The following is a 22,460-nucleotide window of genomic DNA, read 5'->3' as shown; positions in this document are numbered from 1 at the left end:
ATGGCGGCAGGATAGCAGCGACCCCTGAACGGGAACCGCAGCGGTTCAGCCGACGCGGCGCGCATCCTGGACGCCCGGCACGGCGCTCAACCGCCCCAGCAGTTCGCTGAGCTGGCCGAAATCACCCACCCGCACCGCCAGCCGAAGTTCGGCCAGACCCTGCGCCTCGTCCACGTGGGTCTGCAAGCCCAGGATATTCACGCCGATCTGGGCGATGACGTTGGTGATGTCCTTGAGCAGCCATTTGCGATCGAAGGCCTGCACCACCACGTCCACTTCATAGCTGGACGCACGCGTGCCGCCCCACTCCACCGGCAGCAGCCGGTCCGGCTCGCGCGCCAGCAGCCGCTGCACCGCCGGACAGCCGGCGCGGTGCAGGCTGACGCCCCGGCCGCGCGTCAGGTAGCCCACGATCGGGTCGCCCGGCACTGGCTGGCAGCAGCGCGCGATCTGGCTGAGCAGGTTGCCCACGCCTTCGACGGTGAACGGGGTCTTGGCAAGGGCTGGCGCCGGTCGACGCGACACCAGCGAGACCGGCTCGGACGGCGCGTTCTGAGCCTGTGCGTGATCGTGCAGCGCGCGACTGACCTGGCTGGGACCCAGATCGGCCAGGGCCAGGGCCACGTAGAGCTCGTCCGCGCTGTCGAGCCGGAACTTGGCCAGCACCGGCGACAGATCGGCATGGGTCATGGCCACGCGTCGCAGCTCCTTGTCCAACAGGTCCTTGCCGGCCTGCAGGTTTCTGCTGCGATCGATGCGATGGAACCACGCGCGCACCTTGTCGCGGGCGCGGCTGGTGGCGAGGAAGGCATTGCTGGCCATCAGCCAGTCACGGCGCGGCTCGCCGGTTTTGGCCGTGAGGATCTCGATGCGATCGCCAGTGATCGGCTTATGGTCGAGCGGGACAATGCGGCCGTTGACCTTGGCGCCCCGGCAGCGATGCCCGACCTCGGTATGCACCGCGTAGGCGAAGTCGAGCACGGTGGCGTCGCGCGGAAGGTCGATCACCTCGCCGCGTGGTGTCAGCACGTAGACACGATCCTCCACCAGCTCGGTGGAGAATCCGGCCATCAGCGCGTCCTCGCCTTCGTCGCGGGCTTCGAGTAGCTGGCGCATCCAGGCGACCTTGCGCTCGAAGCTGGCGTCGGCGCCGCCGCCTTCCTTGTAGCGCCAGTGCGCAGCGACGCCCAGTTCGGCGTGCTCGTGCATCTGGTGGGTGCGGACCTGGACCTCCAGGGTGCGCCCGCCCGGCCCGACTACTGCCGTGTGCAGCGAACGGTAGTCATTGCCCTTGGGATGGGCGATGTAGTCGTCGAACTCGGACGGTATGGACGGCCACAGCTGGTGAACCAGGCCCAGGGTCGCGTAGCAGTCCGGAATGTCGTCCACCAGCACCCGCACCGCGCGGATGTCGTAGAGCTCGCTGAAGGGCACGCCCTTGCGCTGCATCTTCTTCCAGATGCTGTAGATGTGCTTGGGACGGCCGGCGACGTCGGCCGCGATCCCGGCCTCCGCCAGCGCCACGCGAATGCGGGCCATCGCATCTTCGATGAAACGTTCGCGATCGCTGCGCTTCTCGTCCAGCAAGCGGGCGATGCGCTGGTAGGTTTCAGGCTGCAGCCAGCGGAACGCCAGGTCTTCGAGCTCCCACTTGAGCTGCCAGATGCCCAGGCGATTGGCCAGCGGTGCGTAGATGTCGGAGGTGAGTTCAGCCAGGTCGTGACGCGCCTCGTGTTCAAGTGCGCCGGCCTCGCGCAGGCGAACCAGCTGGATCGCCAGCAGCACCAGCACGGCGCGCAGGTCGCGCACCAGGGCCAGCAGCAGGCGGCGAAGCCCTTCGGCGCTGCCCTTGCCCTGACGCTGGTGGTGCAGCGCGCGCACCTGGTCGGCGGCCGCCAGGCCTTCGAGCAGGGGCGGCAGCCGGCTGCCCAGGTTTTCCTCGCCCAGCCCGGCGCGCAGGGCCGGCCACAGATGCAGCGCCGCGGCGGCCAATACCTCGGGATCGACGCGCAGCGGCTGCAGTACGGCCAGCACGCGTACCGCCAGGCTTTCCTCGGGCGCATGCGGTAGCGCATGCGCGGCCGCGCCCAGCGCCGACAGCAGTGGCGTCGCCGGACCGTGTTCGGCCAGCCAGGTGTGCAGCCGCGGCGGATGATGGCGGGGCGGAATCACGTAGACGTTTCTGCGCGCGAAAGTGGGGTCGCGCCTGCAGGCAGTCTAACCAGATCGAGAGCCTGGGCTCAGGCCAGGGCCTGCAGCTGGCGTGCGAGTCGCTTGGCCGAGACCTGGCGGCGCGTGCCGAGCTCCTGCGCGAATACCGAGACGCGAAGCTCCTCAAGGTCCCAGCGCAGCGCCTGCCAGGCGGGTTCGCGCTCGCGCCCGCTGCGGCGGGCGGCCACCAGCGCATCGTGGAAGGGCTTGAGCTCAAGCATGCGCGCCTGGTCGCGCTGGGGGTCGCGCAGCGCACGCTCGGCCCGCAGCGACAGCGCCTTGAGATAGCGCGGGTATTCGGCCAGCAGCCCGGCCGGGGAATCGCGCAGGAAGCCCGGCGGCACCAGGCCGGCGAGCTGGGCCTTGAGGTCGTCGAGGTTGCCGCTGGCCCAGCCCAACAGCGGCGACTCCAGCCGCGGCTTGATCTCGGCCACCAGGCCCAGGATCGACTCGGCCAGCTGCAGCCGCGACATCGCTTCGGCGAACAGACGCTTGCCGGCGCCGTCGAGCAGGCGGCGGAAGGCATCGGCATCGCGCACGTCGGTGAAATCACCTTCGAGCACGGCGTTGAGTGCGGCCTGGGCCAGATCGGTGCGCAGATGCTCGTGCGCGGGTGCCTGACCCGGCGCCTGCGCAAAGCCTTCGATAGCCGCGTACAGCAGCGCCAGCTTCGGCGACACCGGCAGCTGCTTGCGGGCTTGGCGCAGCTTGTCAGCCAGCGCCAGCGTCGCCAGGCGCCGAACGCCGGCATCGTGTTCGCGGGCGGCTTCGTCGGCGTCGGCGAAAACGCTCAGCGCGACGGTGTCGCCCTGGTCCACCAGCGCCGGCCAGGCCGGCACGCCGGCGGCGCCCGGCACCTGGCGCGGCACCGGCGTATCGGGGAAGGCAGTGAGTCCGTCGCGGGCGAGGTCTTCGCCGGCGCGCTCGGCGAACGCGCGCTCGGCGCGGTCGCTCCAGCGCGCGCGGAGTTCAGCCAGCTCACGCGACTGCGCCAGTACCTGGCCATCGCGCTCGGCCAGACGCAGGTTCATGCGCAGGTGGGCGTCGAGCGCACCGTGGTCGAAATCCAGCGCCGCCACCGGTGCGCCGGTGGCGCGGGTCAGGAATCGGGCCAGGCTGCCGGGCAGGCTGTCGGCCTCGGGCTGGGGATAGGCTTGGGCGAAGGCACGGGCGAAATCCGGCGCCGGTACGTAGTTGCGGCGGAGCGTCTTGGGGAGGCCGCGGATCAGCGCGGTGGCCTTTTCTTCCACCAGCCCGGGCACCAGCCAGCCGATGCGACTGGCGTCGAGCGCCATCAGCAGATGCAGCGGCAAATCCAGGGTGACGCCGTCTTCGGCATGGCCGGGCTCGAAGCGATAGTGGAGCGCGAGCCGTGCATCGCCGAGCGCGAAATACTTCGGGAAACGCTCGGCCTCGCTGCCCTCGCCGGGCAGCAGGTCGGCCAGGGACCATTCCAGCGCCTTTTTCTGCTCGGGCGGCAGCTTGCCGTACCAACTGTCGAGCCCGGCCACGGAATTGAGATCGGGCGGCAGCCGATCGAGGTACCAGCGCGCCTGCCAATCCTCATCGGCCACCAGGCCAGCGCGTCGCAGCTTGGCTTCCTCTTCGCCAGCCTGCGCCAGGGTGGCCAGGTTCCGCTTCAGGAACGGGCTGCGGGTGTCCACTTCACCCGGCACCAAGCCCTGGCGCACGAAGATTTCACGCGCTTCGGCCGGATACAGGCCGCCGTAGTGCACGGGCTTCTTTGGCGCCAGCACCAGGCCGAACAGCGAGATCTGCTCGCTGCCAACCACCCGCCCCTGGCGCCGCGACCAGTGCGGATCGAAATGCTTGCGCGCCAACAGGTGCGGCAGCTCGGCGATGATCCAGTCGGGCTCGATGCGCGCGGCCGTCATGCCCCACACCTTCTGGGTGTCGAGCAGGGTGGCCACCAGCACCCAGGCCGGCAGCCCGTCCCGGCCGCCGGCGGCCTTGGACGCCGCCGTGGGCGCGGGTTTGCTCAGGGATGAGCCGGGGAAAAGCTGGAACTTGCGCTGCCGCGGCGCATCGTAAAACCCTTTTTCGCTGCGGTGGCCGACCTGGGCCGGCAGGCCCGCGATCAGGGCCCGATGCAGGGCCACGCCAGCTTGTACCCCGGGGTCGGCCGCGGGCTTGCGTGCCGGTCGCGACGGCGCGGTCGCGCCAGCGGCGGGCGCGGCCGACGGGCCGCGGTTGGCATGGCTGGTCCAGAGCTCGTCGCAGGCCAACAGCAGCTGCCGATGCAGCTCGCGCCACTCGCGCATGCGCAGGAAGGCGAGGTAGCGGCGCTCGCACCAGTCGCGCAGCTTGGACTGGGTAAGCTCCTCGTGCGCCTGGTGGTGCGCGTCCCAGAGTTTGAGGATGCCGAGGAATTCCGAGTTCGGATCGGCGAATTCGGCGTGGGCGTTGTCCGCCTTCTCGCGAGCATCGGCCGGACGCTCGCGCGGATCCTGGATGCCCAGGAAGGACGTGATCACGGTCATGTCGGCCAGACAGCCCAGGGCTTCGGCCGCCACCAGCATGCGGGCCAGCTTCACGTCCACCGGCAGCCGCGACATCTGGCGGCCGATGGCGGTGAGCTGGCGCTGTTCGTCCACCGCGCCCAGCTCGCCCAAGGTCTGCCAGCCGTCGGCGATCGCACGAGGATCCGGCGGGTCGATGAAGGGGAAGTCCTCCACCTGGCCCAGGCCCAGCGTCAGCATGCGCAGGATCACGCCGGCCAGTGAGGCGCGCAGGATCTCGGGGTCGGTGTAGCGCGGACGGCTTTCGAAATCGGCCTGCGAATACAGTCGGTAGCAGATGCCGGCGGCGATGCGGCCGCAGCGGCCTTTGCGCTGGTCGGCGCTGGCCTGGCTGACCGGCTCGATGTGTAGCCGGTCGAGCTTTCCGCGCGGGCTGTAGCGCTTGACGCGAGCCACGCCGGGGTCGATCACGTAGCGGATGCGCGGCACCGTCAGCGAGGTTTCCGCGACATTGGTGGCCAGCACGATGCGCCTGCCCGGCCCGGGGTTGAACACCTTGTCCTGGTCCTTGGCCGACAGCCGCGCGTACAGCGGGATGACTTCGGTGCTGCGATATTTGCGCCGGTTCAGGGCGGCATGCGCATCGCGGATCTCACGCTCGCCCGGCAGGAACACCAGCACGTCGCCCAGCGGGTCTTCGCGGGTGATCTCATCGGCGGCCGCCACGATCGCCTCGGCCAGTGGCCGGTCGCGCGGCTCGGGCGCGCGCGCGGGTGGGCGCCGCGGTGCCGCGGCCGCGGGCTCGGCGGCCGCGTCTTCGTCATCGCCCGGCCGGTAGCGCACTTCGACCGGAAAGCTGCGGCCCTCGACGCTGACGATGGGCGCGCCGTCGAAATGCCGGGCGAAGCGCTCGGTGTCGATGGTGGCCGAGGTGATAACCAGCTTAAGGTCGGGCCGTTTGCGCACCAGCTGCTTGAGATAGCCCAGCAGGAAATCGATGTTGAGGCTGCGCTCGTGGGCTTCGTCAACGATGATGGTGTCGTACTTCGACAGCCAGCGATCGGACTGGATCTCGGCCAGCAGGATGCCGTCGGTCATGAACTTGATGTAGGTGCCTTCACCGACGTTCTCGGTGAACCGGACCTGGTAGCCGACCGCGCCGCCCAAGGGCGACTGCAGTTCTTCGGCGACACGCCGTGCCACCGCGCGCGCGGCGATACGGCGCGGCTGGGTGCAGCCGATCATTCCGGCGCTGCCGCGGCCTGCCGCCAGGCATATCTTCGGCAACTGGGTCGTCTTGCCGGAGCCGGTTTCGCCCGCCACCACGACCACCGGATGCCTGCGGATGAGTTCGACCAGCGCTTCCGCCTCGCGGGCCACCGGCAGCGCCTCGTCGAAGGATGGCGTGGGCGCCTGACCGGTACGGCGCGCCTTTTCTGCCACCGAATTGGCCAAGGCCTGCTCGTAGGCGGCACGGCGCGCAGCATCGTCGGGTGCCTTGCGGACTTGGCCAAGCAACCGAAGCAGCCGGCCGCGGTCGCGGGTGAGCGCTGCGTGGTCGGGGAAGGCAGGCGGCGGCGGCAGGGAGGACGGCGGCATGACCGGCATTGTAACGAGCGAGGCGGCTTCATCCTCGCTAAACCTTCACGGGAGTAGTATGGAAAGGTCATCAAGCAAGGAGGAAACACATGGCTTCCAAGAAGACCCATAGCACCCCCGCTGGCGCGCCGAAGATAGACATCGGCATCGATGAAAAAGACCGCAAGAAGGTCGCCCACGAACTGTCCCGCTTCCTGGCCGACAGCTACACGCTCTACCTCAAGACCCATAATTTCCACTGGAACGTGACGGGGTCGATGTTCAATACCCTGCACACCATGTTCATGACCCAGTACACCGAGGAATGGACCGCGCTGGACGAAATCGCCGAACGCATCCGCGCCCTGGGCTACATGGCGCCGGGCTCCTACGCCGAATTCGTGAAGCTCTCGAGCATCAAGGAAGAGCAGGCCCCCGGCGGCCTGGACTGGCGTGAAATGGTCCGCCAGCTGGTGGTCGGCAACGAAGCCGTCTGCCGCACCGCGCGCAAGGTCATCAAGACCGCCGACAACGCCGGCGACGATCCGTCGGCGGATCTGGCCACCCAGCGCCTGCAGGTGCACGAGAAGAACGCCTGGATGCTGCGTTCGCTGCTCGAGTAAGCCAAGGGCCCACCGGGTGGTTTTCCGAGGCGGCGACGGGGAAACCCGTCGCCGTTTCCGCGACCGGGGCCGGTAAACTGTCACCATGACGTCCCCCGCCCGAGAATTGCTCCGCCGTGTCTTCGGCTATGCCGACTTCCGCGGCGAACAGGCCGCCGTGGTCGACCACCTGGTCGCCGGCAACGACTGCCTGGTGCTGATGCCGACCGGCGCCGGCAAATCCCTGTGCTACCAGGTGCCTGCGCTGCTGCGCGAAGGCACCGGCATCATCGTCTCACCGCTGATCGCGCTGATGCAGGACCAGGTCGAAGCGCTCGAGCAGTTGGGCGTGCGCGCCGCCTTCCTCAACTCCTCGCTGTCGGGCGAGGCCGCCGCCGCGGTCGAGGCGCGGCTGTTGGCCGGCGACCTGGACCTGCTCTACGTGGCGCCCGAGCGCCTGCTCACCGATCGTTTCCTGCGCCTGCTCGAGCGCAGCCATATCGCGCTGTTCGCCATTGATGAAGCGCACTGCGTTTCCCAGTGGGGCCACGACTTCCGGCCCGAATACCGCGAACTCAACCTGCTCCACGAACGCTGGCCGCAGGTGCCGCGCATCGCCCTCACCGCTACGGCGGACGCGCCAACCCGGCGCGAAATCGCCGAGCGCCTGGGCCTGGACGAAGCGCGCCAGTTCATCACCTCCTTCGACCGGCCCAATATCCGCTACCGGGTACTGCTCAAGGACAATGCACGGCGCCAGCTGCTCGACTTCCTGGGCGCGCACCGGGGCGACGCCGGCATCGTCTACTGCCTGTCGCGCCGCAAGGTCGAGGAAACCGCCCAGTACCTCGCCTCGCAGGGCATCACCGCCCTGCCCTACCACGCCGGCCTCGATGCCGGCATCCGCGCCGCCAACCAGCGCCGCTTCCTGCGCGAAGACGGCGTGGTGATGTGCGCAACCATCGCCTTTGGCATGGGCATCGACAAGCCCGACGTGCGCTTCGTGGCGCATCTGGACCTGCCCAAGTCACTGGAGGGCTACTACCAGGAAACCGGCCGCGCCGGTCGCGACGGCGAGCCCGCCGAAGCCTGGCTTTGCTACGGCCTGGGCGACATGGTGATGCTGCGCCAGATGATCGAGAACTCCGAGGCTGGCGAAGAACGCCGCTGGCTCGAGCGCCGCAAGCTCGACGTCCTGCTCGGCTACTGCGAATCCACCCGCTGCCGGCGACAGACCTTGCTCGCCGCCTTCGGCGAAGACTATCCCCATGCCTGCGGCAACTGCGACAACTGCCTGGAGCCGCCGCGCACCTGGGACGCCACCGTGGCGGCGCAAAAAGCCATGTCCTGCGTTTACCGCACCGGCCAGCGCTTTGGTGTCACCCATCTGGTGGACGTACTGAGCGGCGCCGACAACGAACGCATCCGCCAGCTCGGCCACGACCAGCTCAGCACCTACGGCATCGGGCGCGACCTCGACGCGCGCCAATGGAAGGGCGTGTTCCGGCAGCTCATAGCGATGGGCCTGCTGGAAGTGGACGTCGAAGGCCACGGCAGCCTGCGCCTCACCGACGCCAGCCGCCCGGTGCTCAAGGGCGGCCAGACGGTCCACCTGCGCGAAGAGTCGGTGCGCAAACGCGAGCGCGGAACCCGTGCCGTCGGCAGTCCCGCACCGGTGGCGCTCGATGCCGCCGACCAACCGGTATTCGAGGCCTTGCGCCGGCTGCGCGCCGAACTGGCCAAGGAGCAGTCGGTGCCCGCCTATGTGATCTTCCACGACGCCACCCTGCGCGCCATCGCCGAGCGCCGTCCCGGCAGCCTCGATGCCCTGGGTCAGGTCAGCGGCGTCGGCGCGGCCAAGCTCGAACGCTACGGCGAGCAGGTGCTGGCGGCCCTGCGCGAGGTAGAAGCCGCCTGAGCCCGGCTGGCCGCGTTCACGCGCCAGCCATCGCAGACGCGGCGCTGGCCGTTACCATGACGTCTCCCTTCAAAGCCCGAGCGTCATGACTGTCCGCATCCCGGCCCTGGCCACCGCCCTTCTGCTGATCTTCCCCGCCCTCGCCCAGGCGGCATGCGCCGCGCCCGACACCGCGGGCGAGGATCGCGCGACCTGGCTGCTGCGTTCGGACAACGACCTCTACGGGCGCGAGCGTCAGGACCAGGGCTATACCAATGGCTTCCTGGTCGCCTACGTCTCACCCAACGTCGACCGCTACGACGCCGACTGCCTTCCGGCCCCGGCTCGCATCGCCGGCCGCCTGCTGGGCTGGCTGTTGCCGGAAGGCGAACAGAACAACCTGGTGCTCGATTTCCACCATGGCACCTACACGCCCACGGACGGCACGCGCGCCGACCTGATCCTGGACGACCGCCCCTACGCCGGCGTGGCCACCCTCGGGCTGGCGCTGAACGCGCGTACCGGCAACCGTCTGGGCACCACCCAGCTGCGGCTGGGCATGGCCGGCCCGTCGGCACAGGCGGAGATGGGCCAGGACGCGCTGCACCAGTGGTTCGGCCGCCCGCGCTTCAAGGGCTGGGACAACCAGGTGCGTGATGAGGTGGTGGTACAGCTGGCACATCAGCAGCTGTGGCGCCGCGACTTCGCCGTCACCGACGGCGGCTGGCGCTGGGATGCGATCGGCCACGTCGGCGCTGCCCTTGGCAACCTGACGTCCTACGTCAACGGAGGCGCGGAACTGCGCTTCGGCAAGCACTTGCCCGACGACTTCGGCTCCAATCCGCTGCGTTTGGCCGGCGACAACGCCGCGCCCGGCGCGCGCGACGAGAACGTGCAGGCGATTCGCTGGCATGGCTTCATCGCGCTGGACGCGCGTTGGGTCGGCAATGACATCACGCTCGACGGCAACACCTGGAAAGACAGCCATTCGGTCGAGCGCAAGAACGCCGTCGCCGACCTGGTGCTGGGCGTCGCCGTTACCCGGGGCCCGTGGAAGTTCACCGCCACCCACGTCCGCCGCACGCGCGAATTCGAAGGCCAGCCCGAACTCCCCACCTTCGGCACCCTAACCTTCTCCCGCGCCTTCTGAAAAAAGGGGTCAGTGTCCTTTTCTGTTTGAAACAGAAAAGGACACTGACCCCTTTTTCTGAAAGTCACGCTGCCCCAATCTTTAGCTCCAAAGCGAGAAGGCACGGGCTACGGAGCCCCCTTGGCAAGGGGGCGCGCCGACAGGCGCGGGGATCGGAAGCGAGCACCGGGGCCCACGATACGAGCGCGCGCAGCGCGTGAGGATCATGGGATTCTTCAAACGCGAGAGCGGTTGAAGAATGTGGGCCGTGATGGATTCGAACCATCGACCAAAAGATTAAAAGTCTTCTGCTCTACCAACTGAGCTAACGGCCCAACGAAACCTGCGCGCGACTTGCCGGCGGGCAGGGCGACAATTCTAACCCATCAGGCGCGCGAGGCGTAGCGCGTGGGATCGGGCAGACCGGCGGCGGCGAATCCCTCGGCCCGGAGCCGGCAGGCATCGCAGCGTCCGCAGGCGTCGCCCCGGGCGTCGGCCTGGTAGCAGGACACCGTGCGAGAGAAGTCAACGCCGAGCCGCGCGCCTTCGCGCGCGATATCGGCCTTGGACATCCGCATCAGCGGCGCGTGCACGCGCAGGGCATGGCCTTCAACGCCCGCCTTGGTGGCGAGGTTGGCCAGGCGCTCGAAGGACGCGATGAACTCGGGCCGGCAGTCCGGGTAGCCCGAATAGTCGACCGCGTTGACGCCGCAGAACAGGTCGTCCGCGCCCAGCACTTCGGCCCAGCCCAGCGCGATCGACAGCATGATGGTGTTGCGTGCCGGCACGTAGGTGACGGGAATACCGTCGGCGGCGGCCTCGGGTACATCGATGTCGGCGGTGAGCGCGGACCCGCCGATGCTGCGCAGGTCCACGGTCACCACCTTGTGCACGGCGCCGTGCAGCGCGGCCAGCTCTGCCGCCGCCGCCAACTCGGAAGTATGGCGCTGCCCGTAGGAGACGCTAAGCGCGTGGCATTCAAAGCCCTGCTCGCGCGCCATCGCCAAAACCACCGCCGAGTCCATACCGCCGGACACCAGCACCACTGCCTTTCGTTTTTGAGTCGTCATGCAATCACCAAGAGCGTGTTCCGCCGCGGATGGCCGCGGGCAAGCAGACTACCTGCCGGGCGTATCGCCCCAGAGCACCTTGTGCAGCTGAAGCTGGAAACGGACCGGCAGGCGGTCGGCGATGATCCAGTCGGCGAGTTCGCGCGGGGCAAGCTCCGCCTGGCTGGGCGAAAAAAGTACGTCGCAGCGGCTATCGAGGGCATGTTCGGCGACCATGTCGCGGGCCCATTCGTAGTCGGCGCGATCGCAGATCACGAATTTGACCTGGTCGTGCGCGGTCAGAAGCGGCAGGTTCGCCAGCAGGTTGCGATGCATTTCCTTCGAACCGGGGGTCTTGAGGTCGACCACGCGGCTAACGCGCGGGTCGACGCCGGCGATATCAATCGCGCCCGAGGTTTCCAAGGACACTTCGTAGCCAGCTTCGCAGAGCGCATGGAGCAGGGTCAGGCAGCGCTTCTGGGACAGCGGCTCGCCCCCGGTGACGCAGACGTGGCGGACGCCGTGGCGCGCAACTTCGGCCAGGATGGTGTCGATTTCCCACCACTCACCGCCGTGGAAGGCATAGGCGGTGTCGCAGTACTGGCAGCGCAGCGGGCAGCCGGTCAGTCGCACGAACACCGTGGGCCAGCCGACCGCGCGGGCCTCGCCCTGCACGGACAGGAAAATTTCGGTCAGGCGCAGGCGCTCGGCGGCCGTCGTTTCCATAGCGGGCGCCGGCGCGGAGCCGGGATCAGCGGTTTTCGAGGGCGAGCGTGCGCAGGCGGCTTTCGGCCTTGCCCGCGGCATCGGTGCCGGCGAAGCGATCGGATACCTGGCGCAGCGAGGCTTCGCCTGCAGCGCGCTGACCCATGGCGACCTGGCAGTAGGCCAGCTTGAGCAGCGCGTCGGCTTCCTTGCGCGAGCCGGCATGCTGGGTAAGCAGGGTCTGGAAGGCTTCGAGCGCGAGATCGTAGTTTTGGGTGACGTAGTAGCTTTCGCCCAGCCAGTAATAGGCGTTGGGCACCAGCGCACTGGTCGGATAGTCGCGCAGGAAGGCCAGGAACAGGCGTGCGGACTCGCCGGCCTCGAAACGTTCGACCAACGCGTCGAGGGCGGCCTGGTAGGCAGCTTCCTCGGCGGCCGGATCAAGGGCCGGGGCGGCATCGACGGACGGCGGCGACGTGGAGGCCACGGCAGCCGGCGCGTCGACGGAATTCTGGGGGGGTGCTGAGCTTGCCGCCGCAGGCGAACCTTCCAGGCGGCCAAGGCGGCCGTCAAGGTCAAGGTACTGCTGGCGATTGGTTTGCTTGAGCTGTTCGATTTCGTTCTGCAGTTTCTCGACCACGTTGCGCAGCGACTGCACTTCGGTCTGGAGCTGCACGATGCGGTTCTGGGCCTCGATGTTGCCCTGTACCGCCGCCTGATTCTCGACGTTCGCCTTGTTCTCGAGCAGGGTCACGCGCTCGCCAAGACTCAGTCGCTGGGCAGCGGCCGGAGTGGCGGCCACAAGGGCCGCCACCACGGTCACAACGCAAAGGATGCGCTGAAGTCCCATCGCTTACTTCGCGGTGTAGACGATTTCGACGCGGCGATTCTGCTGCCAGCAGGTCTCGCTGGTGTCGTTGCAGGTCGGACGCTCTTCACCGTAGGAAACGACGGTGAGCTGGCCGGCCGAACCACCCGCACCCTGCAGGGCGCCGGAAACGGCGTTGCCGCGGCGCTCGCCGAGACCCAGGTTGTACTCACGGGTACCACGCTCGTCGGCATTGCCTTCGAGGGTGATGCGCGACTCCTGGCGATCATTCAGGTACTTGGCGTGGCAGGCCATGATGGCCTGGAACTCCGGACGCAGGGTGTCCTGGTCGAAGTCGAAGTACACGGTGCGCTGGCGCAGGCAGGAATCGGTGTCGAGGTCGGACGGAGAGTAACGGCCATCGGACACCGGCTGAGTCACAGTCGGGGTCTGGGTGACGGTGTCTTCGACGACGTCGGTCTTCTTGGTGCAAGCGGCGAGGGCGACGGTGATCGAAGCGGCGAGCAGCACGCGGGTGGTCATGTTCATTTGGGAAGCCTCTTATTATTTGGATTACAGGGGTAATAGCTTGCTACGTCTGGGCCCGTCCTACCTTATCTCTGCCTGAACGGTGACCAGGCGGGCTCCCGGACGTCACCATCGGCCAACACCAAACGCTGTCGCACACTGCCGTCCGCGGACACTGCGAACAGCACTCCGCGCCTACCTTCCTTGGTCGCATAGAGCAGCATGCTGGCGTTCGGGGCAAAACTGGGCGACTCGTCGAGGTTACCCGGCGACAGCGTCTGCCAACGCCCTGCCCCGCCAAAACTGCGGTCTAGAACGGCAATACGATAAACGTTTCCACTGCCCTGCGCCATAGCTATCTTCTTGCCGTCAAAGGAAATACTGGCCTTGGCGTTGGAATCCCCCTGGAAGCTGAGCCGGGTCGCGTCGCCGCCGGCCGCGGGCACCTGATAGAGCTGCGGCTTGCCGGCCCGGTCCGAAGTGAAGACCAGATTCTGGCCGTCGGCGGTCCACACCGCCTCGGTGTCGATGCCGTAGTGGCGGGTGATCTGGGTCAGCTGCTTGCTGGCCAGGTCCATGACGTAGATCTCGGGGTTGCCGCTGCGGGAAAGGGTCAGGGCCAGGCGGCGGCCGTCCGGCGAGAACGAGGGCGCGCCGTTGATGCCCTTGAAGCTCGCCAGCACCTCGCGCGCACCGGTGGTGATTTCCTGCACGTAGATGGTCGAGTTGCCGCGCTCGAAGCTGACGTAGGCCAGCTTGCGGCCATCCGGGCTCCAGGACGGCGACAGCAGGGGCTCGCGCGACTTCACCACCGTCTGCGGGTTGAAGCCGTCGGAATCCGCGACCATCAGTGCGTACTGGGTGTTGCCGCCCAGGCCGTTGGCGGTCACATAGGCGATGCGGGTCCAGAATGCGCCGCGGACCCCGAGGATCTTCTCGTACACCTGGTCGGCGATCTGGTGCGACACATCGCGCATGCCGCGGGCACGACCACCGACGGCCAGGCCGAGCATGCGCTCCTGCTTGGCGACGTCGTAAAGCTCGTATTCGACCCGGTAGCCGCCGTCAGTGTTGTCCAGCACCCGGCCGACGACGATGAAATCCTGCTTGAGCACACGCCAGGTCGGGAACTTGATCTCAGCGCCGCGGATCGGCTTTTCAATCACGTCCTGTTCGCTCAGGGCATTGAACTGGCCAGAGCGATTGAGGTCGGCGCGGATGACCGCGGCGATGTCGGTGTCGGGCGCCACGCTGGTGCCCAGATAGGGCATGGGCACCACGGTGATGGGCAGGGCGCCGTCGCGGCCCTGCACCATGCCGATGTCCAGGCCTTGGGCCTGGGCGAGTCCGACGGGCAACAGCAGCGCGAGCGCCAGGAAGGAAAGGAAGCGTCTCATCGTGGGCAGGCCTCTTGGGGGTAGCAGAAAGTCAGGTCGATCTGGCGCTTGAAGACCGGCTCGAAGCCGGCGTAGGGCATGGGCGAACGACGCAGGGCGCGTTCGACCGATTCCCGGGCCTGGGCGTCGAAGCCGCAGGACAGGAAGCTGACGTCAATGATCTCGCCGCCCGGGATCTGGGTGAAGCGGACCTTGCAGGGCGTGCGCTCCGGGGCCAGGGAACGGTTCCAGTTCATCTCGGCGGTCTGGAGCATGGCCAGGGCGTACTTCGCGGCCAGGTCGGTATCCACGCCGTTATTGCCGCCGGCAGGCTGGGCCGGCGCCGGGGCCGGCCGTTCGGCCGGGGCGGCATCGCGGTCGGCCAACTGCTGCAGGCGCTGCTCTTCCATCTTGGTGCGGCGCTCGGCGTCCTCGCGCTGCTTGCGGATCTCGGCCAGCTGGGCCAGCTGCTGTTCGCGCAGGCGCTGGCGGCGCTCGACTTCTTCCTGGCGCTGACGCTCCGTCAGGTCGACCTGTTCCTGGCGGCGCTTGGCTTCCTGCTCCTCGCGCTCGCGGGCCTGTTCCTGCTCAAGCGCCAGGCGCGCGACGGCGTCCTGGTCGATCGGCGACGGTTCCTGGATTCGCTCCTGCGGCGCCTGCTGGATCTCCTCGGGCGCGTCCTGCGGCTGCGGGGCCGGCAGCGGCTGCGGCGGTGGCGCGGCTTCCACCGGCGCGGGCGGCGTCGGCTTGGGCGCGTCGGCGGCCGCTTTCTCGGCGGCGACGACGTCGGACGGCGACACCACCAGCGAGGCCTGGACCACCGGGCCGGCGACGGAAATCACCTGCGGCGCCGGCTGCCACCAGCCTGCGACCAGCAGCAACAGCGCCAGGGCCACGTGCATGGCAATCGCCATGCCGACGGGCACCAGGGTGTCGTCGTAGTCCTGGTTGAGGCGGAGGGTGTCAGCGTGCATTTTCCGGCGGCTGTCCCATCAGGCCCACACGCGGCACGCCGGCCTGCTGCAGCAGCACCATCGTGTCGAAAACAGTGGAGTAGTCGGCATCGCGCGCACCGGCAACGAACACCGGCACATCGGGATTGGCGCGCACGAAGGCAGAGACCTTGGCCTGCAGCGTGGTGGCGTCAATCGGTTCGTTGGCGCCACCCTCGAGCTTGAGCGTATAGGCGCCGTCGGCCGTCACGGAGACGATCACGGGCTCCTTCTGCTGCTCGATCGGCTTGGCGCGCGCCTGCGGCAGCTCCACGTCAACGCCCAGGCTAAGCAGCGGCGCGGTGACCATGAAGATGATCAGCAGCACCAGCATCACGTCGATGTAAGGCACGACGTTGATGTCGGCCTTGAGCTTGCGGCGCTTGCGGTGGCGGGTGATGGTGGCGGACATGGCGTCAGCTCTCAACGTATGGTCGAAGGAAACGGGGCTAGCCGCTTATTCTTCGACGTGGGACTGGCGCTGCAGGATCGAGGAAAACTCCTCGGCGAAGGATTCATAGCGCACCGACAGGCGCTCGACCTTGGTGGCGAAGCGGTTGTAGGCCCAGACCGCCGGGATCGCCACGAACAGGCCGATGGCGGTGGCGAACAGTGCCTCGGAAATGCCCGGCGCGACCGCTGCGATCGAGGCGCTCTGCTGCGTGGACAGGCCGTGCATGGTCACCATGATGCCGAACACGGTGCCGACCAGGCCCACGTAGGGCGCGGTGGAGCCGATGTTGGCGAGCAGTTCGAGGTTGTGTTCGAGGCGATCGACTTCGCGCGCATAGGTCGCGCGCATGGCGCGCTGGGCGCCTTCGAGCTGGGTGCGCGAGTCCAGGCCTTTCTTCTGGCGCAGGCGCGCGTACTCACGGAAACCGGCCTCGAAGATCGCCTCCAGTCCGGCGACGATGCGGTTGCGGTCGGTGGCCGAACGATAGAGCTGGGTCAGGTCGACGCCGGACCAGAAGCGGGTCTCGAACTCGTCGGCGTCGTCAGCGGCGCGGCCGTAGATGCGGTTCTTGCGGAAAATGATCACCCAGCTCAGCACCGAGCCCAGCAGCAGCAACAGTACGATCAGCTGCACCGGCCAGCTGGCGTGCAGCATCAGCTGGAGGTAATTGATGCCTCCGCTCGCCGCGGCCGCGTCCACCGCGGCGGGCAACGCCTCGGTCGGGAGCTCGGTCACCGGGGCGGCGGCGAGGATCAGGGCGTTCGGGTACGACATCGGTTGAGCTCCGGGCTACGTGGAATCCACGGCCAGCCATTCGGGCAAGGCGCGTGGGCGGAAACTGGAGGCCACCAGGCAGGCCACGCGCACGTTCGCGCGGACCAGGGTCTGGCTGCCCCGGGAAATCACCTGCTCGATCAGCAGGCTGGCATTTCGCCGCTCGGTAACGACGACGCTGGCGAGCAGTTCGTCATCGAGCCGGGCGGGTTTGTGGAAATCGAGGTCCATCGCGCGGACCACGAGCACCAGGTCCTGGCTTTCGCGCAGATCCTGCTGCCCGATTCCCTTCGCCCGGAGCCATTCGGTCCGGGCGCGTTCGAGGAACCGCACGTAGCTGGCGTGATAAACGACCCCACCGGCATCGGTATCCTCCCAGTAAACCCTTATCGGGAAGCTGAACGGATTGCCGGTCATGGCTCGAAGAGGTCGGGCGGCACCGGTTTTCGGGGCGGCTTGAGGCCCAGATGGGTGTAGGCCTTGTGCGTGACCATGCGGCCCCGGGCACTGCGGACCAGGTAGCCCTGCTGGATCAGGTAGGGTTCGATGACGTCCTCGAGGGTGCCGCGCTCCTCGCTCAGCGCGGCGGCCAGCGACTCGACGCCGACCGGGCCGCCGTCGAAGTTCTCAATGATCATCGACAGCATCCGGCGGTCGAGGGTGTCGAAGCCCTCGGCGTCCACCTGGAGCATGGCCAGGGCCTCGTCGGCCACCGGGCGGGTGATGATGCCGCTGGCCCGGACCTGGGCGAAGTCACGCACGCGGCGCAGCAGGCGGTTGGCGATGCGCGGCGTGCCGCGGGCGCGGCGGGCGATCTCGGCGGCGCCATCGGCGGCGCACTCGATGCCCAGGATCGTCGCAGAGCGACGGACGATCCGGGTCAGCTCTTCGGCGCTGTAGAACTCGAGCCGCTGGACGATGCCGAAGCGATCGCGCAGCGGCGCGGTCAGCAGCCCGGCGCGGGTGGTGGCGCCGATCAGGGTAAAAGGCGGCAGATCAAGCTTGATCGAGCGGGCCGCGGGCCCTTCGCCGATCATGATGTCGATCTGGTAGTCCTCCATCGCCGGATACAGCACTTCCTCGACGATCGGCGACAGGCGATGGATCTCGTCCACGAACAGCACGTCGTGCGGCTGCAGGTTGGTCAGCAGCGCCGCGAGATCGCCGGCGCGCTCGATCACCGGACCGGAGGTGGTGCGCAGGTTCACGCCAAGCTCGTTGGCGATGACGTGGCTGAGCGTGGTCTTGCCCAGGCCGGGCGGCCCGAAGATGAGCACGTGATCCATGGCCTCGCCGCGGCCCTTGGCGGCCTCGATGGCGATCTTGAGCTGCTCGCGGACGGGCTGCTGGCCCAGGTAGTCGTCCAGCCGCTTGGGCCGGATGCTGGCCTCGGCCAGGTCGTCTTCGCGGGTGGCGGCGGGGGCGATGACGCGCGTGTCTTCCATGGCCACCGATTATGTCAGGGAAACGCTGTAGGAGGGCCTTCAGGCCCGAAGCCCTTCGCCCAAAAGCTTCGGGCCTGAAGGCCCTCCTACACCAGACCAGGGGTCAGCCGCGCAGGACGGAGCGCAGGGCTTTGCGGATGATGCCTTCGGCGCTGTCGCCGGGCTCGGCCTGCTTGAGCATGCGCTGGACTTCGGCCGGCTTGTAGCCGAGCTGGGTGAGCGCAACGCTTGCCTCGGCCACCGGATCAGCCGGCACCGCGCCGCCCCTGCCGGTGACGACGGCGATGCCGCCGCCTGCGAAATCAGCGGCGCGGTCGCGTAGCTCGACCACCATGCGCTCGGCGGTCTTCTTGCCGATACCGGGAATGCGGCACAGCGCGGTGATATCGCCGGACTGCACCAATCGCGCGAAATCGTCGACGCTGGCGCCCGACAGCACCGCCAGCGCGATCTTGGCGCCGACGCCGGTGACCTTCTGCACCTCGCGGAACAGCCGGCGTTCGGATTCGGTCAGGAAGCCAAACAGCGCCACGCCGTCCTCCTTCACCGCGTAGTGGGTGAACAGCGTCACCTCACGCCCCACTTCGGGCAGGTCGTAGAAGGTGCTCATCGGCGCCGACAGCTCGTAGCCGACGCCGCCCACATCCACCATCAGCGCCGGCGGCGCCTTGTAGACAAGTATTCCTTTCAGGCGGCCGATCATCGACGTCTCCGAAGCAAGGCGCTGGACAGACCGGTGCGGCCGGCGGTTGCGCTGGTGTGGGCGTGGGTGAGTGCGACCGCCAGGGCATCGGCGGCATCGGCCTGGAGCTTCGTGTCGCCCAGCGCCAGCAGCAGGCGCACCATGTGCTGGACCTGGGTCTTGTCCGCCGCGCCGCTGCCGACCAGGGATTGCTTGATCAGCCGGGGCGCGTATTCGCTTACCTTCAGCCCGCGGCGCACCACGGTGGCGATGGCGGCACCGCGCGCATGCCCCAGCTTGAGCGCCGAGGTGGCCGATTTGTCCATGAATACCGACTCGATCGCGACCACCGTTGGCTGCCAGGTTTCCAGCACGGCCTCCAGCTCGAACACCAGCTTGCCCAGACGCGCCGGGAAGTCTTCGGTGTCCACCAGCAGGTTCAGGGCCTGGCAGTGCACATAGCTGCACTTGCCCGCGGCGTCCACGTCGACCAGACCGATGCCGGTGCGCTGCGAACCCGGGTCAATGCCAAGAATGCGGATCACGAGTAGGCGACGTCGCCCAGGTCGGCGTTGGAGTGGACACTCTGCACGTCGTCGAGGTCCTCGAGCATGTCGAGCATCTTCTTCACCTGCAGGGCGACCTCGCCTTCGACGTGGATGTCGTTGTCGGCGCGCATCGTCACTTCGGCCTCGATCGGCGTGAAGCCGGCGGCGACCATGGCGGACTTCACCGTCTCGAACGACTCGGCCGCGCACAGCACTTCCACCAGGCCTTCGTCGGGATAGGCGGCGACGTCGTCGGCGCCGGCCTCGATCGCGGCCTCGGTGATCGCGTCCTCACTGCTGCCGGGACCGAAGCTGAGCACGCCAAGCTTCTTGAACATGAAGGCGACCGAGCCGTCGGTACCGAGATTGCCGCCGCACTTGTTGAAGGCGTGCCGCACGTCAGCGACGGTGCGCACCTTGTTGTCGGTCAGGCAGTCGACGATGACCGCGACGCCGCCGGGGGCGTAGCCCTCGTAGCGGATTTCCTCGTAGCTGACGCCCTCGAGTTCGCCGGTGGCCTTCTTGATAGCGCGCTCGAGCACGTCGCGAGACATGTTCACCGACAGACCCTTGTCGACGGCGGCGCGCAGGCGCGGGTTGCCCTTGGGATCGCCGCCACCGAGCCGCGCGGCGGTGGAAATCTCGCGGATGATCTTGGTGAAGACCTTGCCGCGCTTGGCGTCCTGGGCGTTCTTGCGCCCTTCGATGGCCATCAGTCTGCCCATGGAACCCAACCTCTTGATGCGATGCGGTGATTATACGGCCGGCGCGGCACCGCCACGCCGGCGTCAGGAAGGAAAGCGCCCGTCGGCCAGGAAGCTGGCCACCAGCGCCGCCACGGCGGTCGAGAAAATCATCCCGGTGTGGCTGACCGGAAGCACGCGATGGTCGGTCAATCCCGGCAGCCGGGTCTCCCAGACGGCCACGGTGCCGTCGTTGGGTCCTTCGAAGCGGCCGAACAGCTTGCCCATGCCCGAGGCCCGCGAGCCCGCGATCACGCCGACCTCTCGGTCCTGCGGCAGTTGGTAGAGGCCACTTTTGAGCAGCCGCGCGCTGCGCCCCAGCAGGCCGCCCAGATGGCTGCGCGCCATGCCGCGGGCGGCGCCGCTGCCCGCCAGCGGCGAGCCCAGGCAGACGATCCGGCCGGGCGGCAGGCCATGCCAGCTCGATGCGGTCTCCAGCGCCACCAGGCCGCCGAGACTGTGGCCCACCAGATGCACCGGCCCTCCGGGCCGCGCCAACAATCGTGCGGCCAAGCGATCCACCGACGGCGCGGGACCGTGCAGCAGGCTGGCGTAGTCGAAGATTTCCGTGCTGAAGCCGCGCGCCCGCAGGCGGCGCGCCAGCGGCAGCATCGTCAGCCCGCGCATCCACACGCCGTGGAGCAGGACGACGTGGCCGCTGGCGTCGGCCTGGTTCAGGCGGCCGGCGCTTTGGGCACGGCGCGCACGTGCACTTCCGCCAGCTGCACCTCGGGCACCGCCGACGGCGCGCCGGTCATCAGGCACTGCGCGGTGGTCGTCTTCGGGAAGGCGATCACGTCACGGATGGACTCGGTGCCGGCCATCAGCGCCGCGATGCGGTCGATGCCGAAGGCGATGCCGCCGTGCGGCGGTGCGCCGAAACGCAGCGCGTCGAGCAGGAAGCCGAACTTGGCCTCGGCCTCTTCGGCCTCGATCCCCAGCAGGTCGAACACCGCGCTCTGCATGTCGGGGCGGTGGATACGGATCGAACCGCCGCCGATCTCGTTGCCGTTAAGCACCATGTCGTAGCCGCGCGACACCGCGATGCGCGCGTTGGCCTTGAGCTCGGCGATATCGTCGATGGCCGGCGCGGTGAACGGATGGTGCAGCGCCACGTAACGCTCGGCCTCCGGGTCCCATTCGAACATCGGGAAGTCGGTAACCCAAAGCGGCTTCCACTCATTGGACACCAGCTTGAAGTCCTTGCCGGCCTTCAGGCGCACCGCGCCCATGAAGTCGCTGACCTTGCCCCAGGCGCCGGCGCCGAAGAAGACGATGTCGCCCTTCTGCGCGCCGGTGGCCGCCAGCAGCGCCGCGAAGGCGTCTTCGGCGAAGAACTTGGCGACCGGCGAATTGACCGCGCCGGCCTCATCGAGCTTGGCATAGGCCAGGCCCTTGGCGCCGTACTTGGCGGCGTGGGCGGCGTACTCGTCTATCTGCTTGCGGCTGAGCGCCGCGCCGCCGGGGATGCGCAGCGCGGCGACGCGGCCGTCGGGATCGTGGGCGGCGTCGGTGAATACCTTGAACTCGCAGGCCTTCACGAGCTCGGCCACGTCGACCAGCTCCAGCGGATTGCGCAGGTCAGGCTTGTCGGAGCCGAAGCGGCGCATGGCCTCGGCCCAGGTCAGGCGCGGGAAGCTGGCGTCGAGCTCGACGTCGATCACTTCCTTGAACACCTCGCGGATCATGCCTTCCACCGCGTCCTGCACGTCGGCCTCGCGAACCCAGGCGAACTCCATGTCCAGCTGGGTGAACTCGAGCTGGCGGTCGGCGCGCAGGGCTTCGTCGCGGAAGCAGCGCGCAATCTGGTAGTAGCGATCGAAGCCGGCCACCATCAGGATCTGCTTGAACAGCTGCGGCGACTGCGGCAGCGCGTAGAACTCGCCCGGATGCAGGCGCGCCGGCACCAGGAAGTCGCGTGCACCCTCGGGCGTGGCCTTGGTCAGGATCGGCGTCTCGATGTCCTGGAAATCGCGCGCGTCGAGCCAGCGGCGCAGCGCCTGCACGAGCTTGGTGCGCGTGCGCATCATCTTCTGCATTTCGGGACGGCGCAGGTCGAGGTAGCGGTACTTCAGGCGCACGTCCTCGCCCGCATTCTCGTGGGCGTGGAAGGGCAGCGGCTCGGCTTTGTTGAGCAGTTCGATCTGCGTCGCAAGCACTTCGACCCGACCCGTGCGGACCTTGTCGTTGACGGCGTGGCGAGCGCGCACGACCCCGGTGATGCGCAGGCAGTCCTCGTAGCCGACCTTGGCGGCGGCCGCCACCACGGCGGCATTGCCGGCGTCTTCCGATGGCTCGGCCACGACCTGGACGATGCCTTCGTGGTCGCGCAGGTCAATAAAGCACAGGCCACCCAGGTCGCGGGCAACATCGGCCCAGCCGCAAAGGGTGACGGTCTGGCCGATCATGGACTCGTCCACGAGGCCGCAGAAATGGCTGCGCATGCTTGCTCCGAAGGG

19 protein-coding genes, 1 tRNA gene and 1 pseudogene are annotated in these 22,460 nt (G+C 68.2%); 3 read left to right on the top strand and 18 right to left on the bottom strand.

Features of this window, described 5'->3' with window-relative positions:
* Positions 1–45: 45 nt before the first annotated feature.
* Positions 46–2,169 (bottom strand): RelA/SpoT family protein, encoded by a 2,124-nt coding sequence (locus ACYVGY_RS02010; protein ID WP_460456246.1) that lies wholly within the window; start codon positions 2,167–2,169, stop codon positions 46–48.
* A gap of 71 nt (positions 2,170–2,240) precedes the next feature.
* Positions 2,241–6,290, bottom strand: coding sequence for an ATP-dependent RNA helicase HrpA (gene hrpA, locus ACYVGY_RS02005; protein ID WP_460455810.1), 4,050 nt, complete (start codon positions 6,288–6,290; stop codon positions 2,241–2,243).
* A gap of 89 nt (positions 6,291–6,379) precedes the next feature.
* On the opposite strand from hrpA, the gene ACYVGY_RS02000 reads away from it, so the two are divergent.
* The 3 genes from ACYVGY_RS02000 (at position 6,380) to ACYVGY_RS01990 (ending at position 9,918) form a co-directional block, all read left to right on the top strand.
* Entirely contained in the window at positions 6,380–6,892 is a 513-nt protein-coding gene (locus tag ACYVGY_RS02000; RefSeq protein ID WP_460455809.1) for a Dps family protein, read from the top strand.
* Positions 6,893–6,977: 85 nt separating this feature from the next.
* On the top strand, positions 6,978–8,789 hold the full coding sequence (gene recQ, locus ACYVGY_RS01995) for a DNA helicase RecQ (protein ID WP_460455808.1): 1,812 nt from the start codon (positions 6,978–6,980) through the stop codon (positions 8,787–8,789).
* An 85-nt stretch (positions 8,790–8,874) separates the two neighbouring features.
* Positions 8,875–9,918, top strand: a complete 1,044-nt coding sequence (locus ACYVGY_RS01990; RefSeq protein ID WP_460455807.1) for a lipid A deacylase LpxR family protein — start codon at positions 8,875–8,877, stop codon at positions 9,916–9,918.
* Positions 9,919–10,159: 241 nt separating this feature from the next.
* On the opposite strand, the gene ACYVGY_RS01985 is transcribed toward ACYVGY_RS01990, so the two are convergent.
* From ACYVGY_RS01985 to aspS, 16 genes and pseudogenes are all read right to left on the bottom strand, one after another.
* Positions 10,160–10,232: transfer RNA gene (locus ACYVGY_RS01985), tRNA-Lys, on the bottom strand.
* Positions 10,233–10,283: 51 nt separating this feature from the next.
* Positions 10,284–10,973 (bottom strand): annotated as a pseudogene (gene queC / locus ACYVGY_RS01980) (7-cyano-7-deazaguanine synthase QueC); the annotation flags it as partial.
* Between the two features lie 42 nt (positions 10,974–11,015).
* Positions 11,016–11,672, bottom strand: a complete 657-nt coding sequence (queE, locus tag ACYVGY_RS01975) for a 7-carboxy-7-deazaguanine synthase QueE (RefSeq protein ID WP_460455806.1) — start codon at positions 11,670–11,672, stop codon at positions 11,016–11,018.
* A gap of 25 nt (positions 11,673–11,697) precedes the next feature.
* Complete coding sequence (ybgF, locus tag ACYVGY_RS01970) at positions 11,698–12,501, bottom strand: tol-pal system protein YbgF (RefSeq protein ID WP_460455805.1); 804 nt, start codon at positions 12,499–12,501, stop codon at positions 11,698–11,700.
* Positions 12,502–12,504: 3 nt separating this feature from the next.
* Entirely contained in the window at positions 12,505–13,008 is a 504-nt protein-coding gene (gene pal, locus ACYVGY_RS01965; RefSeq protein ID WP_460455804.1) for a peptidoglycan-associated lipoprotein Pal, read from the bottom strand.
* A gap of 65 nt (positions 13,009–13,073) precedes the next feature.
* Positions 13,074–14,384, bottom strand: coding sequence for a Tol-Pal system beta propeller repeat protein TolB (tolB, locus tag ACYVGY_RS01960; protein WP_460455803.1), 1,311 nt, complete (start codon positions 14,382–14,384; stop codon positions 13,074–13,076).
* Positions 14,381–15,337 carry a cell envelope integrity protein TolA gene (locus ACYVGY_RS01955; protein WP_460455802.1) on the bottom strand — a complete coding sequence of 319 codons (957 nt, stop codon included), beginning with the start codon at positions 15,335–15,337 and terminating at the stop codon, positions 14,381–14,383. The genes tolB and ACYVGY_RS01955 overlap by 4 nt, the downstream gene beginning before the upstream one ends.
* The gene (gene tolR / locus ACYVGY_RS01950; RefSeq protein ID WP_460455801.1) at positions 15,327–15,767 is read right to left on the bottom strand and encodes a protein TolR; all 441 of its coding nucleotides are present in this window, start codon (positions 15,765–15,767) and stop codon (positions 15,327–15,329) included. Before tolR ends, ACYVGY_RS01955 begins: the two co-directional genes overlap by 11 nt.
* A gap of 45 nt (positions 15,768–15,812) precedes the next feature.
* The gene (tolQ, locus tag ACYVGY_RS01945) at positions 15,813–16,583 is read right to left on the bottom strand and encodes a protein TolQ (protein WP_460455800.1); all 771 of its coding nucleotides are present in this window, start codon (positions 16,581–16,583) and stop codon (positions 15,813–15,815) included.
* Between the two features lie 15 nt (positions 16,584–16,598).
* Positions 16,599–17,000, bottom strand: a complete 402-nt coding sequence (gene ybgC, locus ACYVGY_RS01940; protein WP_460455799.1) for a tol-pal system-associated acyl-CoA thioesterase — start codon at positions 16,998–17,000, stop codon at positions 16,599–16,601.
* Entirely contained in the window at positions 16,997–18,028 is a 1,032-nt protein-coding gene (ruvB, locus tag ACYVGY_RS01935) for a Holliday junction branch migration DNA helicase RuvB (protein WP_460455798.1), read from the bottom strand. The genes ybgC and ruvB overlap by 4 nt, the downstream gene beginning before the upstream one ends.
* Positions 18,029–18,131: 103 nt before the next feature.
* Positions 18,132–18,731, bottom strand: coding sequence for a Holliday junction branch migration protein RuvA (gene ruvA / locus ACYVGY_RS01930; RefSeq protein WP_460455797.1), 600 nt, complete (start codon positions 18,729–18,731; stop codon positions 18,132–18,134).
* A complete protein-coding gene (ruvC, locus tag ACYVGY_RS01925; protein WP_460455796.1) occupies positions 18,728–19,255 on the bottom strand; it encodes a crossover junction endodeoxyribonuclease RuvC in 528 nt (175 codons plus the stop codon). The genes ruvA and ruvC overlap by 4 nt, the downstream gene beginning before the upstream one ends.
* Positions 19,252–19,983: a YebC/PmpR family DNA-binding transcriptional regulator gene (locus tag ACYVGY_RS01920; protein WP_460455795.1), complete on the bottom strand. Its 732-nt coding sequence runs from the start codon at positions 19,981–19,983 to the stop codon at positions 19,252–19,254. Before ACYVGY_RS01920 ends, ruvC begins: the two co-directional genes overlap by 4 nt.
* Positions 19,984–20,046: 63 nt before the next feature.
* Complete coding sequence (locus tag ACYVGY_RS01915) at positions 20,047–20,646, bottom strand: lipase family alpha/beta hydrolase (protein WP_460456245.1); 600 nt, start codon at positions 20,644–20,646, stop codon at positions 20,047–20,049.
* 29 nt (positions 20,647–20,675) lie between these two features.
* Positions 20,676–22,445 carry an aspartate--tRNA ligase gene (gene aspS / locus ACYVGY_RS01910; protein WP_460455794.1) on the bottom strand — a complete coding sequence of 590 codons (1,770 nt, stop codon included), beginning with the start codon at positions 22,443–22,445 and terminating at the stop codon, positions 20,676–20,678.
* Positions 22,446–22,460: the final 15 nt, after the last annotated feature.

The organism is Arenimonas alkanexedens, assembly GCF_054781355.1.
This window is presented reverse-complemented; position numbering and strand designations above follow the sequence as displayed.

What these genes read in the sequence shown, in the direction of transcription:
- hrpA (WP_460455810.1), bottom strand. Translation starts at nt 6,290, where the DNA reads ATGCCGCCGTCCTCCCTGCCGCCGCCGCCTGCCTTCCCCGACCACGCA.
- ACYVGY_RS02000 (WP_460455809.1), top strand. Translation starts at nt 6,380, where the DNA reads ATGGCTTCCAAGAAGACCCATAGCACCCCCGCTGGCGCGCCGAAGATA.
- recQ (WP_460455808.1), top strand. Translation starts at nt 6,978, where the DNA reads ATGACGTCCCCCGCCCGAGAATTGCTCCGCCGTGTCTTCGGCTATGCC.
- ACYVGY_RS01990 (WP_460455807.1), top strand. Translation starts at nt 8,875, where the DNA reads ATGACTGTCCGCATCCCGGCCCTGGCCACCGCCCTTCTGCTGATCTTC.
- queE (WP_460455806.1), bottom strand. Translation starts at nt 11,672, where the DNA reads ATGGAAACGACGGCCGCCGAGCGCCTGCGCCTGACCGAAATTTTCCTG.
- ybgF (WP_460455805.1), bottom strand. Translation starts at nt 12,501, where the DNA reads ATGGGACTTCAGCGCATCCTTTGCGTTGTGACCGTGGTGGCGGCCCTT.
- pal (WP_460455804.1), bottom strand. Translation starts at nt 13,008, where the DNA reads ATGAACATGACCACCCGCGTGCTGCTCGCCGCTTCGATCACCGTCGCC.
- tolB (WP_460455803.1), bottom strand. Translation starts at nt 14,384, where the DNA reads ATGAGACGCTTCCTTTCCTTCCTGGCGCTCGCGCTGCTGTTGCCCGTC.
- ACYVGY_RS01955 (WP_460455802.1), bottom strand. Translation starts at nt 15,337, where the DNA reads ATGCACGCTGACACCCTCCGCCTCAACCAGGACTACGACGACACCCTG.
- tolR (WP_460455801.1), bottom strand. Translation starts at nt 15,767, where the DNA reads ATGTCCGCCACCATCACCCGCCACCGCAAGCGCCGCAAGCTCAAGGCC.
- tolQ (WP_460455800.1), bottom strand. Translation starts at nt 16,583, where the DNA reads ATGTCGTACCCGAACGCCCTGATCCTCGCCGCCGCCCCGGTGACCGAG.
- ybgC (WP_460455799.1), bottom strand. Translation starts at nt 17,000, where the DNA reads ATGACCGGCAATCCGTTCAGCTTCCCGATAAGGGTTTACTGGGAGGAT.
- ruvB (WP_460455798.1), bottom strand. Translation starts at nt 18,028, where the DNA reads ATGGAAGACACGCGCGTCATCGCCCCCGCCGCCACCCGCGAAGACGAC.
- ruvA (WP_460455797.1), bottom strand. Translation starts at nt 18,731, where the DNA reads ATGATCGGCCGCCTGAAAGGAATACTTGTCTACAAGGCGCCGCCGGCG.
- ACYVGY_RS01920 (WP_460455795.1), bottom strand. Translation starts at nt 19,983, where the DNA reads ATGGGCAGACTGATGGCCATCGAAGGGCGCAAGAACGCCCAGGACGCC.
- aspS (WP_460455794.1), bottom strand. Translation starts at nt 22,445, where the DNA reads ATGCGCAGCCATTTCTGCGGCCTCGTGGACGAGTCCATGATCGGCCAG.